This is a genomic window from Psychrobacter sp. YP14 (genome assembly GCF_003209315.1).
Taxonomy (GTDB): domain Bacteria; phylum Pseudomonadota; class Gammaproteobacteria; order Pseudomonadales; family Moraxellaceae; genus Psychrobacter; species Psychrobacter raelei.
This window is the reverse complement of the sequence record NZ_CP029789.1, coordinates 224,793-238,857: the sequence shown is the minus strand read 5'-3', so window position 1 is coordinate 238,857 and position 14,065 is coordinate 224,793. Positions and strand designations below refer to the sequence as shown.

Below are 14,065 nucleotides of genomic sequence, written 5' to 3'. Positions count from 1 at the left end.
CACACCCTGTTTAGCACTATCTCATTAAGCTGCAGACTTCATTTTCTCAGCTTTAGCAACCACTTCATCGATGCCACCTGCCATGTAGAACGCTTGTTCTGGAAGGTTGTCATACTTACCGTCTAAGATATCACGGAAGCTTGAGATGGTTTCACGTAGCGTGACATATTTACCAGGTGCGCCGGTGAATACTTCTGCCACGTGGAAAGGCTGTGATAAGAAGCGCTGGATCTTACGAGCGCGGTATACCACCATTTTGTCATCTTCTGAAAGCTCATCCATACCAAGAATGGCGATGATGTCTTTAAGCTCTTTATAGCGCTGTAGAACTTCCTGAACACCACGAGCAACGTTATAGTGCTCTTCACCGATAACCAGTGGATCTAGCTGACGAGAAGTTGAGTCTAGTGGATCAATCGCAGGGTAAATACCTTGAGAGGCGATATCACGGCTTAGTACCACTGTCGCGTCTAAGTGAGCGAACGTCGTTGCTGGTGATGGATCGGTCAAGTCATCCGCAGGTACGTATACCGCTTGGATAGAGGTAATAGAACCCGTTTGAGTTGATGTAATACGCTCTTGTAGTACACCCATCTCTTCAGCTAGTGTCGGCTGATAACCTACCGCTGATGGCATACGACCTAATAGTGCTGATACTTCAGTACCGGCTAGTGTATAGCGGTAGATGTTATCAACGAATAATAGAACGTCTTTACCTTTACCGTTTTCATCTTTTTGATCACGGAAGTATTCAGCCATGGTTAGACCAGTTAGTGCAACACGTAGACGGTTACCTGGTGGCTCATTCATCTGACCGTAAACCATCGCAACTTTAGAGTTGGTGAAGTTTTCAACATCAACAACGCCCGCTTCTTGCATCTCGTGGTAGAAGTCGTTACCTTCACGAGTACGCTCACCCACACCAGCGAATACTGATAGACCTGAGTGCTTAAGCGCGATGTTGTTAATTAATTCCATCATGTTTACGGTTTTACCAACACCGGCACCACCGAACAGACCAACTTTACCACCTTTAGCAAATGGGCAAAGTAAGTCAATTACTTTAATACCCGTTTCTAAAAGGTCAGTGCTGTTAGCTTGCTCATCATATGATGGCGCTTGACGGTGGATAGACCACTTGTCTTCAGAATTAACTGGGCCTTGCTCATCAATGGGGCGACCCAATACGTCCATAATACGACCTAAGGTGGCTTCACCCACAGGTACGGTAATAGGGGCACCAGTATTGGTTACTGGTAGACCGCGTTTAAGGCCTTCTGTCGATCCCATTGCAATAGTACGTACAACACCGTCACCCAGCTGTTGCTGAACTTCTAGTGTGGTATCAGTACCATCAACGACTAATGCATCATATACTTGAGGCACGTCAGTGCGGTTAAACTCGACGTCAATAACTGCGCCAATAATTTGTACTATACGACCGCTACTCATGGCGTTCTCCTTGAACTTCTAAAATATAGGTATGTCAATTAGGAAACAGCAGCAGCACCGCCGACAATCTCCGAAATCTCTCGGGTAATTGCCGCTTGACGCAGCTTGTTATAAACTAACTGTAAATCATTAATTAGGTCACCAGCGTTATCAGTTGCTGCTTTCATCGCAACCATACGTGCCGACTGCTCAGAGGCAATATTTTCCATGACCGCTTGATAAACAATTGATTCGATATAACGATTAAGCAAACCATCAATCAATGTCTTCACATCAGGCTCGTAGATATAGTCCCAGCTAAGCTCTGTATTGATGCCAGCATCTGCAGAGTCAATAGCACTGTCTGGTAGAGGAACCAATTGGGTAACAATAGGTTGTTGCGTCATCGCGTTAACAAACTTATTGTAAACCATGTAAATACGATCTAGACGACCATTAGCATAATCATCAAGCATGGCTTGAACAGGAGCATTTAACTGCTCAAATGTTGGATTATCGCCATAATCAGTGACTGCTGAAGTTACTTTACCGCCAAAGCTCTTAAAGAAGCTGACGCCTTTAGAGCCAATTACAGCAAACTCAGCTTCAACAGACTGATTTTGAAATTCTTGAACGTGGTGCATTAACTTTTTAAACAAGTTAATGTTTAACCCACCTGCCAAACCACGATCAGAAGTCACTAGAATATAGCCAACACGATTTACCGAACGGTTAGTCATATAAGGATGCTTATAATCTGAAGAAGCATTCACTAAGTGTGAGACCACACGGCGCATACTTTCAGCATAAGGACGACCAACTTCCATACGCTCTTGGGCACGGCGCATTTTACTGGCGGCTACCATCTGCATCGCACGCGTAATCTTCTGCGTACTCTTGATGCTGGTAACCTTAGCACGAATTTCTTTTAAACTTGCCATAACATTTCCAATTCGGCGGGGTTTAAATGAGGATTAATCTTGAAACGTCACACTTCAAATAGTGCGACCAGCTAAGCTGATCGCACCCTTGTTACTTAGAAAGTGTGGTTTTGTAAAAACGTTTCAACTGAAGATTTTAATCGGCCCGCAATATCATCATTATAGTTTGCAGTGTCGTTAATCTCTTGCATCAAGTCAGCTTGCTCGTCATACATGTAACGTAGGTAAGCCTCTTCCCATGCACCAATTTTCTCAACAGGAATAGCGCTTAAGTAACCTTCGTTCGAGGCGAAGATAACCGCGGCTTGTTCCGCAATTGACATTGGTTGATACTGCTTCTGCTTCATTAATTCGGTAACACGCTCACCGTGATCAAGCTGTTGCTTGGTCGCGTCATCAAGGTCAGATGCAAACTGAGCAAACGCTGCCAATTCACGATACTGAGCCAATGCAGTACGAATACCACCAGATAATTTCTTAATGATCTTAGTCTGAGCGGCACCACCAACACGTGATACAGAGATACCGGCGTTAACTGCAGGACGAATACCTGAGTTAAATAGACTTGATTCTAAGAAGATCTGACCATCAGTAATAGAAATTACGTTGGTTGGTACGAATGCAGATACGTCACCTGCTTGAGTTTCAATAATAGGTAGTGCGGTTAAAGAACCGGTCTGACCTTTTACTTCACCGTTAGTGAACTCTTCAACATACGCTGCGTTTACGCGTGATGCGCGCTCTAATAGGCGTGAGTGAAGATAGAAAACGTCACCTGGATAAGCTTCACGACCTGGTGGACGACGTAGTAGTAGCGAAATCTGACGATAAGCTACCGCTTGTTTTGATAAATCATCATAAACGATTAGCGCGTCTTCACCACGGTCACGGAAGTATTCACCCATAGTACAGCCAGAGTATGGCGCGATGTACTGAAGTGCTGCAGGCTCAGAAGCTGAAGCCACAACCACAGTTGTGTAGGCTAAAGCGCCAGTTTCTTCAAGCTTACGTACTACGTTTGCGATGGTTGAGCGTTTTTGACCGATGGCTACGTACACACACTTAATGCCAGAGTTTTTCTGAGCAATAATGGCGTCGATGGCCATAGCAGTTTTACCGGTCTGACGGTCACCAATGATAAGCTCACGCTGACCACGACCGATTGGAATCATGGTATCAACCGCTTTATAACCGGTCATTACTGGCTCATCAACAGATTGACGAGCGATAACACCAGGGGCGATTTTTTCAACTTTATCAGTTAGCTTAGCGTTGATTGGGCCTTTACCATCAATAGGGTTACCTAAGGCGTCAACCACGCGGCCTAATAATTCAGGACCTACTGGTACTTCTAAAATACGGCCAGTACAGTAAGCTTTTTGACCTTCTTGAAGACCTAGGTAATCACCCAAAACAACCGCACCGACGGAGTCTTGTTCAAGGTTCAATGCCATACCATAGACATCGCCTTCAAACTCAATCATCTCACCGTACATCGCATCTTCAAGACCATGAATCTGAACAATACCATCAGATACTTTGACAATAGTGCCTTCATTTTTAGCGGTTGCACTCGTATCAAGGTCTTGAATACGCTGCTTAATCAGTTGACTGATTTCTGCTGGATTCAATTGTTGCATTGCCTTGTTTCCTTTAATTTGTGATTGCCTGCTTACTCGCCGGTTTATTAGTACTTAGTAACTGTTATTATTAGGCAAAAGTTACTGTTATAAGTACTTTAATAATAGCCTGTATGTATACAGTAAGCCGTGTTGGGCCACTATTATTATTTTTAATTATGCGTTAAGCAGTTAGCTGTGTTTTTAACTGTTTTAATTTTCCACGCACCGAGTCATCAACAAGCTTGTCGCCAATTTTAACAGTGGCACCCGCTAATAAACTAGGATCTACATCTTCATGAATAATAACAGATGCTTTTAAAGATTCTTCTAAGCGCTTTTGAATCATGACACGCTGTGTCTCACTTAGCGGATAAGCAGACGTCACATATGCGTTGACTTGTTTGAGTGCTTGAGCACGATGCAAGCGAAATTGCTCATATACCTGAGGTATTAAGCTCAAACGTTCTTGCTCGGCCAATTGGTGCACAAAGTTTTTGATTTGAGGGGTTGCGGCCGGAAGAGCTTGGTTAGACTGCGCCTCATCTTTATGACTTTGAGTGCTAAGAAGCAAAGACTTAAGCGGTGTCTCCTCAGTTGAGGTTACTTGCTCGTCATAGATGCTAACTAACATGTCAGCTTTTTGCTCAGCAGTAATAGCGGGGTTTTCTAGCATTTGCACAAAGGCAGAATCACCAACCACGCTGCTTGCGATAAACAAGAAATCTTCCCACTCACCAATGACTGAGTTTTCATGGGCATAGTCAAATGCTGCTTTGGCGTAGGGTCTCGCTAGTGTAGATAATTCAGCCATTATGTCCTCTTAGCCATATTTTATGTAAAACTTTATATAAAACAAACCAGGTATGAGAAATTGATTATTGATAAGAGTTAACCCCTACTGTGGACTAAGGTGATAACGAACAGTCAACAACATCGCTGTGGCAAACTGCAGCATTATTAGCGCTTAGCTCAGCCGATTGACATCAACTGAAAGAACAATAGTGCTTTTAATTTAACTCTATCAATTATAGCTTAGCAGCCAATTCATTAAGCATATTGGCGTGCGTTTGCTGATCAACTTTTTCTTTTAGAATTTGCTCAGCACCAAGTACGGCAAGCTCAGAAACCTGAGTACGTAAACTTTCACGTGCTTGATTGATCTCAAGATCGATTGATTCACGGGCTTGTTGACGAATACGTTCGCCTTCCACTTGGGCTTGCGCTTTTGCTTCTTCGATAAGCTGGTTAGCGCTTTTGTTCGCTTGCTCAATCAGTGCAGCAGCTTTCGCTTTCGCTGTCGCAAGTTCTTGCTCAACTGATTGTTCAGCACTTGCTAAGTCTGCTTTTGCCTTCTCGGCTGCATTAAGACCATCAGCTATCTTTTGCTGACGCTCACTAATAGCACCCATAAGAGCGGGCCAAATGAACTTCATGCAAAACAGAACAAAAATTGCAAACGCTATGGACTGACCGATTAGGGTAAGATTAATATTCACACGATCACCTCTTTATTAATAAAAATCAGTATCATTGACCACTCGGTATCTGATAAAAATTCAAAATTACTTCGAATGGTCAACAGGGGTCACTGATGTTTAAATTAAGCTAGAGGGTTTGCGAATAATAATAACATCGCAATACCAACACCAATCATTGGTACCGCATCTAGAAGACCGGCTACAATGAACATGCGAGTTTGCAACTGTGAGCCAAGCTCAGGCTGACGTGCTACGCCTTCTAGAAACTTACCACCTAAGATAGCAAAACCAATGCCTGTGCCTAGAGCACCAAAACCGATTAGTAATGCAACTGCGATAACTGTGTAACCACCTAATACTGGATCCATTGATGTATCCTCATTTACCTAAGAAAAACTTTAATTAATGTTCGGTTTGTGACGCTAGTGATAGATAAACTATCGTTAACATCATAAATACGAACGCCTGAAGGGTAATAATTAATATATGGAAAATTGCCCAAGGTACTGATAGTGCCCACTGAATCCAAAATGGCATTAAGGCAATCAATACGAAGATCAGCTCACCTGCGTACATGTTACCGAATAAACGTAGACCAAGTGAAATTGGTTTGGCAATTAGAGTAACAAATTCTAGGATGAAGTTGATTGGGATTAAAATAATCTTTGCAATTGGGTTTTTAGCGCTGAAAGGATGAAGGGTTAGTTCACCAACAAAACCGCCTAGACCTTTTTCTTTGATGCTGTAATAAATAATCAATGCAAAAACTGAGAACGACATACCTAAAGTGATGTTCGGATCAGTAGTTGGTACGATTTTAAAGAACACATGATGGGGATCATGGCCCATAGCAGCACCCACTTTTTGGGCAAGTACTGGAATGTAGTCGATGGGCATTAAGTCCATCAAGTTCATCAAGAAGATCCACACAAAGATTGTTAATGCTAATGGCGCAATTAACTTTGATGTGCCGTTATAAGAATCGCGAACGTTGGTGTCAACAAACTCAACAATCATCTCGATCGCTGATTGTAGCTTGCCAGGAACACCTGCGGTCGCCTTTTTAGCAACCAACCAAAATAATGCGCAAAACACGATACCCAGACCAATTGACCAAAGCATTGAATCCAAATGGATGGCCATAAAGCCCATCTCACCGGCTTCTTTTGCAGTATGAGCTACTTTCCAGCCTTCGCCAGGCAAGTAGCCATAAGTCCAGTTGGTCAAATGGTGAGCAATATAATCAGTCGAGGTTATTTCAGCTGCCATAATCTTAGCTTCTTATAAGTGTGTGTTAACCTTTAATTTAATTAGCAAAAAATAGTAATTTCGAACTCTTTGCTAATTAAATTTCGGCGCTCAAAAAATCACTACTTATATTAAAGTAGAGAGGTAAAAGTGTAAAGAAAACGTTTATTTTATTTAATAAATATTTCCAGATTGTAAACCTGTTACTTTATCTTACTCAAAACTGCCAGCGTATCATACACTATTTACGCCTTTAATTGACAGTTTAAAAGCAGATAATGCTAAGCACTAATTTAAGCTTAACTGTATTAAGCTTGCTCACCTTCTCTTTGATTACAAAGTTTAGACAGCGGTGAATGCTTTGAATACACAGACCCTAACGGATTTTCCATAAGGTTAAAAACTGCCCTATCTGCATGGTCATAAATCCCACGACGATAGCAGCGGCTGAAAGCGACTTAATAGTCATAAAAATAAGACTAAATCCAGCAATAACGATCACCCATTTAACAATTTGACCAAAATATAAACTGCCTACTATATTTTGTCTGGCTTGAGCACCGCTATAGCGAAATACAAACCAAGCAAAGACTGTTTGGGCAACCCAGTTTAATAACGCCCCTAAAGCCACGCTTTTGGCGATAATAAACGCATAAGCGCTGTTATTGCTTGTCGTATTATTAAAAAAAGCAAAGTCAATTATCCAGGCAGCACCAATAATCACTAGAAGAACGAGGGCTCTAAGCCGAGCTTGTCGTCGTAGTTTTTGGCGTTGCAGCTCTTTTCTTTGCGATGCGCGTAGTGGCGCTTTTGATTGAATTGACATGGCTTTTCTGTAATACAAAACGCCGACTATTATAGAGAGCGCTTTTCCCTAAAGCAAGGAAAAAATATCGTTTTGTCAAATACTTTTTTTATACAACACTGTAAGCAATATTTAACAGCAACCTTAACAATACTCAACGTCAGCTTATACCGCTCTAGCCAATACACGTATTGATGTCTTTGGCCAAAGCTTGCCAGCCTGAGATAAAGTCAGTGGCGCCGCTCATGTCTTCTTGTTGCACTGTACTATTAATAGGTTTTAGTTTGCTGAGCACGCCTTGATTACTGTCTGCTTGCAACAGCATACACATGGTAGGCTTGGGGCGATTTTGTTTTAACCAATGAAATTGACTGGCTTTGGGTGGTAGGTGATGGTCTGAGGTAAGCGCCCCTGCTAAGCGTAAATTAAGGGCCGGCTCTATATAGTGAAAGGCATCATGATACGCCCAATAAGGTCGAGGCGATTTGCTGCTGACGAAAGCCTGTTGTACTGCTCTGTCCATTTGCTGTGCGAAGCGTTGCACGTTGGCGGCATAAATCGCTTTGTACTCTGGATTGGCACGACTGTAAATTGCGCCCAGTGCTCGGGTAATGGCTTTGGCATTATTGGGGTCTAGCCAAATGTGCGGATCTAAAGTGCCTTCAATGGGCTCTGCTTTGACATCACGCAGCGGCTCACGATGAAAAGCCTTTAGGCCAAATAAGCTAATACTATTATGAGTTTTTGCCAAAGGCTTGGCCAAATTGGACTCTAGCTGACTGCCAAACCAGATCACATAACGGCTGTCTTGTACCGTCTTCATATCGCTGGGGCTTAGGCTGCCATGATGGCCCACATCACCTGGATCTAATAAAAGCTTGCCTGAGGGCGCGCCCTTGGTGACCGCTTCACTGAGTAAAAACAAAGGATAGTTACTAATGGCAATCTGGGTATTGTCGCGTATGGCAGCTGGCAGCTGGTCAATCCCTATAGGGGCGGCGGCTGTTGATGGCGCCGCAGCATTGGCAGAGGTGGTCAGTGCTGCGCTGGTTAATAACAGTGCCCCTACCCCGCGTGCTAACTGCTTTAAACGCACAGATAATGACTGTTTTGATAATAAAGAGTGTAAGGCGGTGTTAGGCTGAGCTGGGAACATACTATTCTCTGTGATAAGGCAATTAATGATAAGCAGCTGGCAAATACTAATGACGCAGTGGCGAGCAGACGCGCGTAAGTAAAATAGCGTCAATAAACAGTATTCTCTATCTATACACAGATATGTTATACTATAACTAATATAATTTTAAGCATTTTTACAAATTTATTGTAAGGCCCACTTCTGAGGTGAGTTATGAGCGTATCTAGTAATGCCCCTGACGCAGTAATTAGCGCCCCCTGTGACCATCATGGCCCACACTTGCATGATGTGCATGCTTTAACTCAAGCCGAGATTGAGAATCGGCTATTGGCTGCTGAGCAACTTTGTGCGACTAAAGGCGCCCGTTTTACACCCTTAAGACGCACCGTTTATCAGCTGATTTTGCAATCTGATAAGCCGCTTGGTGCTTATGACTTAATCCAAAGCCTGCAAGACAGCCGCGCCCAAGATCAAGGCAATAAAGCCAAGATGGTGGCGCCGCCGACCATTTATCGAACCTTAGAGTTTTTGTTAGAATTCGGCTTTATTCATCAATTGACCTCACTGAATGCCTTTGTACCCTGTTGCCATCCCCGCGATGAGCACAATGCCGTATTCTTATTATGCAATGACTGTCAGCGGGTACAAGAATGTAGCGGCATGCCCGTTCAGGAGATTTCAAGCTACGTGAAGCAGCAAGCTGGCTTTGAGGTCAAACAAAGCGTGATGGAGCTTAAAGGGTTATGCCATACCTGCTCGCCAAGCCTAGCCGATGCGGTAGTACAAGGATAGTCTATGAGCCTTATAAAAGAGCCTAACCCGCCTAAGGCCAGTGTTATACCCAGCGCTGGGATAAATATCACAAAGCTTGCCGCTGAGGTTAATGCTTCTGAGTCAATCTCAGTATTAATGCATTTGGACAACGTAGGCTTTAGCATTAGCGGCCGAGGCTTAGATAGACAAGAAGGTGTCTCTGAGCCGGGCAAAGGCAAACTCTCCGGCTGGCTTAAAGGTGCCCGCTCTGCCAAAGCTGAGTCCTTAGCACTGGCTGATGACCCGGCACAAAAGGTGCTACTAAGCAATATCAGTCTTAGTATTGAGCGCGGTGAGAAAATCAGCGTCATCGGCCCCAACGGCGCTGGCAAGTCCACCTTAATGAAGCTTATTTTGGGACTATTGACCCCCACTTCAGGGCACATCAAACGCCATCCCAAGCTTGAGATTGGCTATGTACCCCAGAAATTTAGCATACCCGCCATACTGCCGCTACGAGTGCAAGACTTATTGGCACAGACCAAAAACCGGCTGACTGCTGAGCAGCAGGCTTTTTTGTATCAGCGTCTGTCCGTTACCCCTCTTCTTAAGAAGCAAGTTATCCATCTGTCAGGCGGTGAGACCCAGCGTATTTTGCTGGCACGCTCATTGCTCAGTAAACCCGACCTGCTTATCTTAGATGAGCCGATGCAAGGCTTAGATCCTGAAAGCGAGCGCTGGCTGTATGAGTTTATCGATGACTTACCACCTTTTTTGCAGTGTGCCATGGTGGTGGTCTCTCATGATTTACACTGGGTGATGCGTGGCAGTCGCCGAGTCATTTGTCTCAATAAACACATCTGCTGTGAAGGGCAGCCCAGCGACTTGGGCGTATCTCAAGAATTCAAAAAGCTTTTTGGTCATCAATACGAGCAGCCCTATATTCATCAGCCGCACGAGTGTCAGCATCATGCACCGCATGAGCATTGAGCCTAGGTGCGATATATCTTTGGCCGTTTGAAACTGGGCTGTTTAATCATGGGCCGCCGCTTGCGTGTTGCGAGTCCTACTTCTTCTGTAACCTTTGTGGAATAACCGCGTTTATGCTAACTGAATGGCTTGATATCATTGCGCCTGCTTGGATTGCTGGCAGCTTATTGGCCTTATTATCGGCGCCTTTGGGCTGCTTGGTATTGTGGCGGCGTATGTCGTTTTTTGCTGATGCGCTCGCTCACGGTACGTTATTTGGGGTGGCACTGGCCGCCTTGTGGCATCTGCCCTTTGGCATAGGGATTGCTTTGGTCAGTGTGTTGGTGGTGGTCGGCCTATTGTGGCTCGAAGATGTGCGCCTGCCCAATGATGCGCTACTGGCTGTCGTCTCGGTAACCTTATTGTGTCTGGGACTGCTCACCTTAACGCAGCTAACCCAGATGCAATCTAATGTGCTCAGTTATTTATTTGGCAACCTGCTTGAGGTAAGCTGGACTGATTTACCATTATTGTCGGCCTGTGTCGGCGTGGGTATTGTTGTTTTGGCTGTGATTTGGCGCCCGCAAGTGATTTTGGCCACCCATCCTGATTTGGCACAAGTGGCGGGTATTAAAGCCACACGTCAGCGCTTGTTTTTTATGGGCGTTTTGGCCGGATTTTGTGCGCTGGCGCTCCAAGCGGTGGGCAGCTTATTAATTAGCGGTCTGCTTATTTTACCGGCGCTGACTGCCCGATTATTCGCCCATTCACCGAAACAAATGGTGATTATCGCCGTCATCTTGGCACAGCTTGCTGTCACCGGCGGGGTTTGGGGCAGTGTCTTACTTGATATTCAAACCGGTTTGGCCATTGTATTGGGATTGGCCTTGGCATTTTTTGCCGCTTTTGTCGCATCTCGCGCCCTCTAGTCGCCTTTTGGTTACGGTTTAATTTTTTGGGAGTTTGCCATGGCGCCATTGCCTCACTCTGTTAGCCCACGTCATACACAAGTCGCTGACAACGGTCGTCTTTCCGAGCCAACCGATTATCATCCGCCCACTGAGATAAGCACAGACGATGGTACGGTCAATATATTACAGTTGACCGATTTACATCTGTATTTTGACACGCCCAAAGCTACCCATGAGCAAGATATCAACAAAGACTTGGCTCATCAGACCATAACCGGCATTTGTCAAAATAACAGCGCCAAGCGTGGCGACCCCCACAGTGTGGATGCGATTAACCATAGTGTCACACCAGTTATCCATAATTACGCAAGCTTCGAGGCATGTTTGACACAAGCGTTAAGCGAGGATGTGCGCTGTGATTTAATTGTCGTTACCGGAGACTTGGTGAGTGAGATCCATCCGCAGCTCTACCAGCATCTGTATCAAAGACTACACCAAAGTGGCATTCCCTTTGCTTGTATCGCTGGTAATCATGATGTCACCGATGAGATTGGTAAGGATCTGCCTTTTGAGCAGCGCAGCTTTGAGCCGCATGAGCCTGACTCTAGATTACTGTCTCGCTATAGTATGAAGCTTAATGGCTGGGAAATACTTTTTATAAACAGCAGTGTACCGGGGCAAATCTTTGGCCGTATAGGTAACAAAAATCTGTACTGGCTCTCTCAAAAATTAGCAAATAGTCATCATCCTGTCATAATTGCCATGCATCATCACCTGCTTCCAATGCACTCCGCTTGGATAGATGCGCACATTACCCAAGATGCTACTGAGTTTTGGCAAACTGTCGCCCCCTTTAATGCCTTAAAAGCTGTGATAGGCGGTCATGTGCATCAAAGCTCAACGAGGAGCTACCAAGGCGTGCAGTTATATAGCACGCCCTCAACGGGCTATCAATTTAAGCCTGGCTGTGATGACTTTACTTTGGATGATGAGGCAAAACCCGGCTATCGCTGGCTGAGCTTAAAAGCCAATGGTACCTTGCAAAGCTGGGTAGTTAGGCTTGAAGATAATGCAGGATAATCAACTTCAAATTTATAGTCACTCCATGATAATTGCCGCCTTACTATTGAAAAAAGGGGCAAAAGACCTCATATAATTGTCCTAGTAATAAAAAAAGAAATGTGATATAAGAGTCAATTATTTTTATTTGGCACCCCCTACAAAATGGATATAGGAAACTGTCATGAATCAAACTGCTACTGACGACCTAACTTTTAAGCCTTATGAAGCTAAAGCAGATGAAGAGTACATGTCAGATGCCCAGCTTGAACATTTTGAAAATATTCTTAAGACATGGAAAGCACAGCTGGTAGGCGATGCTGAAAGTACTAAGACTTATATTCAAGATGAGTCGGCTTCATTATCAGACACCAACGACCGCGCCACCCAAGAAGAAGAATTTGCGTTAGCACTGCGTACTCGTGATCGCGAGCGTAAGCTTATCCGTAAAATTGACAAATCATTGGCTGAGATTAACAGCGGCGATTATGGTTTTTGCCAAACTTGTGGTGTAGAAATCGGTTTGCGCCGCTTAGAAGCACGCCCTACCGCAACACAGTGCATCGATTGCAAAACATTGGCTGAAATCAAAGAACGTCAAAACTGGGGCCATTCATAATCAATACCGATTGCCCCGTTAAGTTTTTGTGATGCCAGTATCAATACTCAATAGGCCTGCCGCTACTTTTACTAAGCCAGCTGTGGGCCGTTTTGCTCCCTCCCCCACAGGTGCGCTGCATTTGGGCTCGTTAACCACAGCCATTGCCAGCTATTGTCATATCAAATCTATCGGCGGCCGCTGGCTGCTACGTATCGAAGACACTGACCATCAGCGCTGTTTGCCTGAATTTAGCCACCAAATCTTACTCGATCTAGAGCGCCTAGGACTACACTGGGATGGCGAGGTGTGGTATCAATCTCAGCGTGAAGCCATTTATAACGAGCTGCTCGAAGACACCTTATTGCCGCGCGTTTATGGCTGCCAATGCTCACGTAAGCAGTTAGCGGGACATGAGATTTATCCCAGATACTGCTTGCCTGAGGCTTCCTTACGCCGCCATGTTGACCAAAAAAGCCAAAGCTTGGCAGGCAAAAAGGTACGCATTGAGCTGCCTGATTACAGTATTGGGTTCTTAGATGGCATTCAAGGCATGCAGTGGGCCAATCCGCAGCGACGCTTAGGTGATGTGGTACTGCGCCGCGCCGATGGCACCATAAATTACTTTTTGGCCGCCAGTGTCGATGACGGCCTACAAGGCATTACCCATGTGATGCGTGGCCTAGATATCTTGCCGCTCACCCCAGCCCAAATTGCAATTATGCAGTACCTAACGCTACCAGCAGTCGCGCACTGGTATCACCTACCATTGGTGGAAAATCAGTACGGCCAAAAGCTGTCTAAACAGAATCTAGCCACCCCCATTGATACCTCAAGCAAGCACCATTGTCAGCGGTTAATCCAGCACGCACTGCTGTTGTTAAAACAGCCTGAGGTCGAGATAGACACCCCTGAGCTGATGCTCAAGCAAGCCACTCAGCAGTGGCAACACACCCCGCTACACAACCAAAGCCGCTTAGGCCGCAGCTCATAAGCTGTGCCAAATGCGGCTCTCTATGCCCGATGATATGCCACCCTTAGCCCAGCCATGTGCGCTACCGGCGAACCGCTCTCCCTTATTTTAAAAATCACAGCAAAAAAATAAGCTTAAT

At 44.9% G+C, this 14,065-nt stretch carries 15 protein-coding genes; 6 read left to right on the top strand and 9 right to left on the bottom strand.

From position 1 onward, the window contains the following. Positions 1–24: 24 nt before the first annotated feature. The 9 genes from atpD to DLE54_RS00975 all read right to left on the bottom strand — a co-directional run bounded on the left by atpD (position 25) and on the right by DLE54_RS00975 (position 8,681). Positions 25–1,452 (bottom strand): F0F1 ATP synthase subunit beta, encoded by a 1,428-nt coding sequence (atpD, locus tag DLE54_RS01015; protein ID WP_011959486.1) that lies wholly within the window; start codon positions 1,450–1,452, stop codon positions 25–27. Between the two features lie 38 nt (positions 1,453–1,490). Beyond that, entirely contained in the window at positions 1,491–2,372 is an 882-nt protein-coding gene (gene atpG / locus DLE54_RS01010) for a F0F1 ATP synthase subunit gamma (protein ID WP_011959485.1), read from the bottom strand. 95 nt (positions 2,373–2,467) lie between these two features. Further along, positions 2,468–4,012, bottom strand: coding sequence for a F0F1 ATP synthase subunit alpha (gene atpA / locus DLE54_RS01005; protein ID WP_011959484.1), 1,545 nt, complete (start codon positions 4,010–4,012; stop codon positions 2,468–2,470). Positions 4,013–4,175: 163 nt separating this feature from the next. After that, positions 4,176–4,805, bottom strand: a complete 630-nt coding sequence (locus DLE54_RS01000; protein ID WP_110815953.1) for a F0F1 ATP synthase subunit delta — start codon at positions 4,803–4,805, stop codon at positions 4,176–4,178. Positions 4,806–5,019: 214 nt separating this feature from the next. Next, complete coding sequence (locus tag DLE54_RS00995; protein WP_011959482.1) at positions 5,020–5,490, bottom strand: F0F1 ATP synthase subunit B; 471 nt, start codon at positions 5,488–5,490, stop codon at positions 5,020–5,022. A gap of 104 nt (positions 5,491–5,594) precedes the next feature. Continuing rightward, positions 5,595–5,840: a F0F1 ATP synthase subunit C gene (gene atpE, locus DLE54_RS00990; protein WP_007394515.1), complete on the bottom strand. Its 246-nt coding sequence runs from the start codon at positions 5,838–5,840 to the stop codon at positions 5,595–5,597. Between the two features lie 34 nt (positions 5,841–5,874). Continuing rightward, complete coding sequence (gene atpB, locus DLE54_RS00985) at positions 5,875–6,741, bottom strand: F0F1 ATP synthase subunit A (RefSeq protein WP_110815952.1); 867 nt, start codon at positions 6,739–6,741, stop codon at positions 5,875–5,877. A 355-nt stretch (positions 6,742–7,096) separates the two neighbouring features. Then, complete coding sequence (locus tag DLE54_RS00980; RefSeq protein ID WP_227535360.1) at positions 7,097–7,546, bottom strand: ATP synthase subunit I; 450 nt, start codon at positions 7,544–7,546, stop codon at positions 7,097–7,099. Between the two features lie 154 nt (positions 7,547–7,700). After that, positions 7,701–8,681, bottom strand: coding sequence for a metal ABC transporter substrate-binding protein (locus DLE54_RS00975; protein ID WP_110815950.1), 981 nt, complete (start codon positions 8,679–8,681; stop codon positions 7,701–7,703). Between the two features lie 195 nt (positions 8,682–8,876). On the opposite strand from DLE54_RS00975, the gene DLE54_RS00970 reads away from it, so the two are divergent. The 6 genes from DLE54_RS00970 (at position 8,877) to gluQRS (ending at position 13,947) form a co-directional block, all read left to right on the top strand. Further along, on the top strand, positions 8,877–9,455 hold the full coding sequence (locus DLE54_RS00970) for a transcriptional repressor (RefSeq protein ID WP_227535356.1): 579 nt from the start codon (positions 8,877–8,879) through the stop codon (positions 9,453–9,455). A gap of 117 nt (positions 9,456–9,572) precedes the next feature. Then, on the top strand, positions 9,573–10,406 hold the full coding sequence (locus DLE54_RS00965) for a metal ABC transporter ATP-binding protein (protein ID WP_110817262.1): 834 nt from the start codon (positions 9,573–9,575) through the stop codon (positions 10,404–10,406). Positions 10,407–10,519: 113 nt separating this feature from the next. Next, the gene (locus DLE54_RS00960) at positions 10,520–11,314 is read left to right on the top strand and encodes a metal ABC transporter permease (RefSeq protein WP_011959476.1); all 795 of its coding nucleotides are present in this window, start codon (positions 10,520–10,522) and stop codon (positions 11,312–11,314) included. Between the two features lie 39 nt (positions 11,315–11,353). Beyond that, the gene (locus DLE54_RS00955) at positions 11,354–12,376 is read left to right on the top strand and encodes a metallophosphoesterase (protein WP_110815949.1); all 1,023 of its coding nucleotides are present in this window, start codon (positions 11,354–11,356) and stop codon (positions 12,374–12,376) included. A 163-nt stretch (positions 12,377–12,539) separates the two neighbouring features. Continuing rightward, the gene (dksA, locus tag DLE54_RS00950; protein ID WP_011959474.1) at positions 12,540–12,974 is read left to right on the top strand and encodes an RNA polymerase-binding protein DksA; all 435 of its coding nucleotides are present in this window, start codon (positions 12,540–12,542) and stop codon (positions 12,972–12,974) included. 31 nt (positions 12,975–13,005) lie between these two features. Next, positions 13,006–13,947 carry a tRNA glutamyl-Q(34) synthetase GluQRS gene (gluQRS, locus tag DLE54_RS00945; RefSeq protein WP_110815948.1) on the top strand — a complete coding sequence of 314 codons (942 nt, stop codon included), beginning with the start codon at positions 13,006–13,008 and terminating at the stop codon, positions 13,945–13,947. The last annotated feature ends 118 nt before the right edge of the window (positions 13,948–14,065 follow it).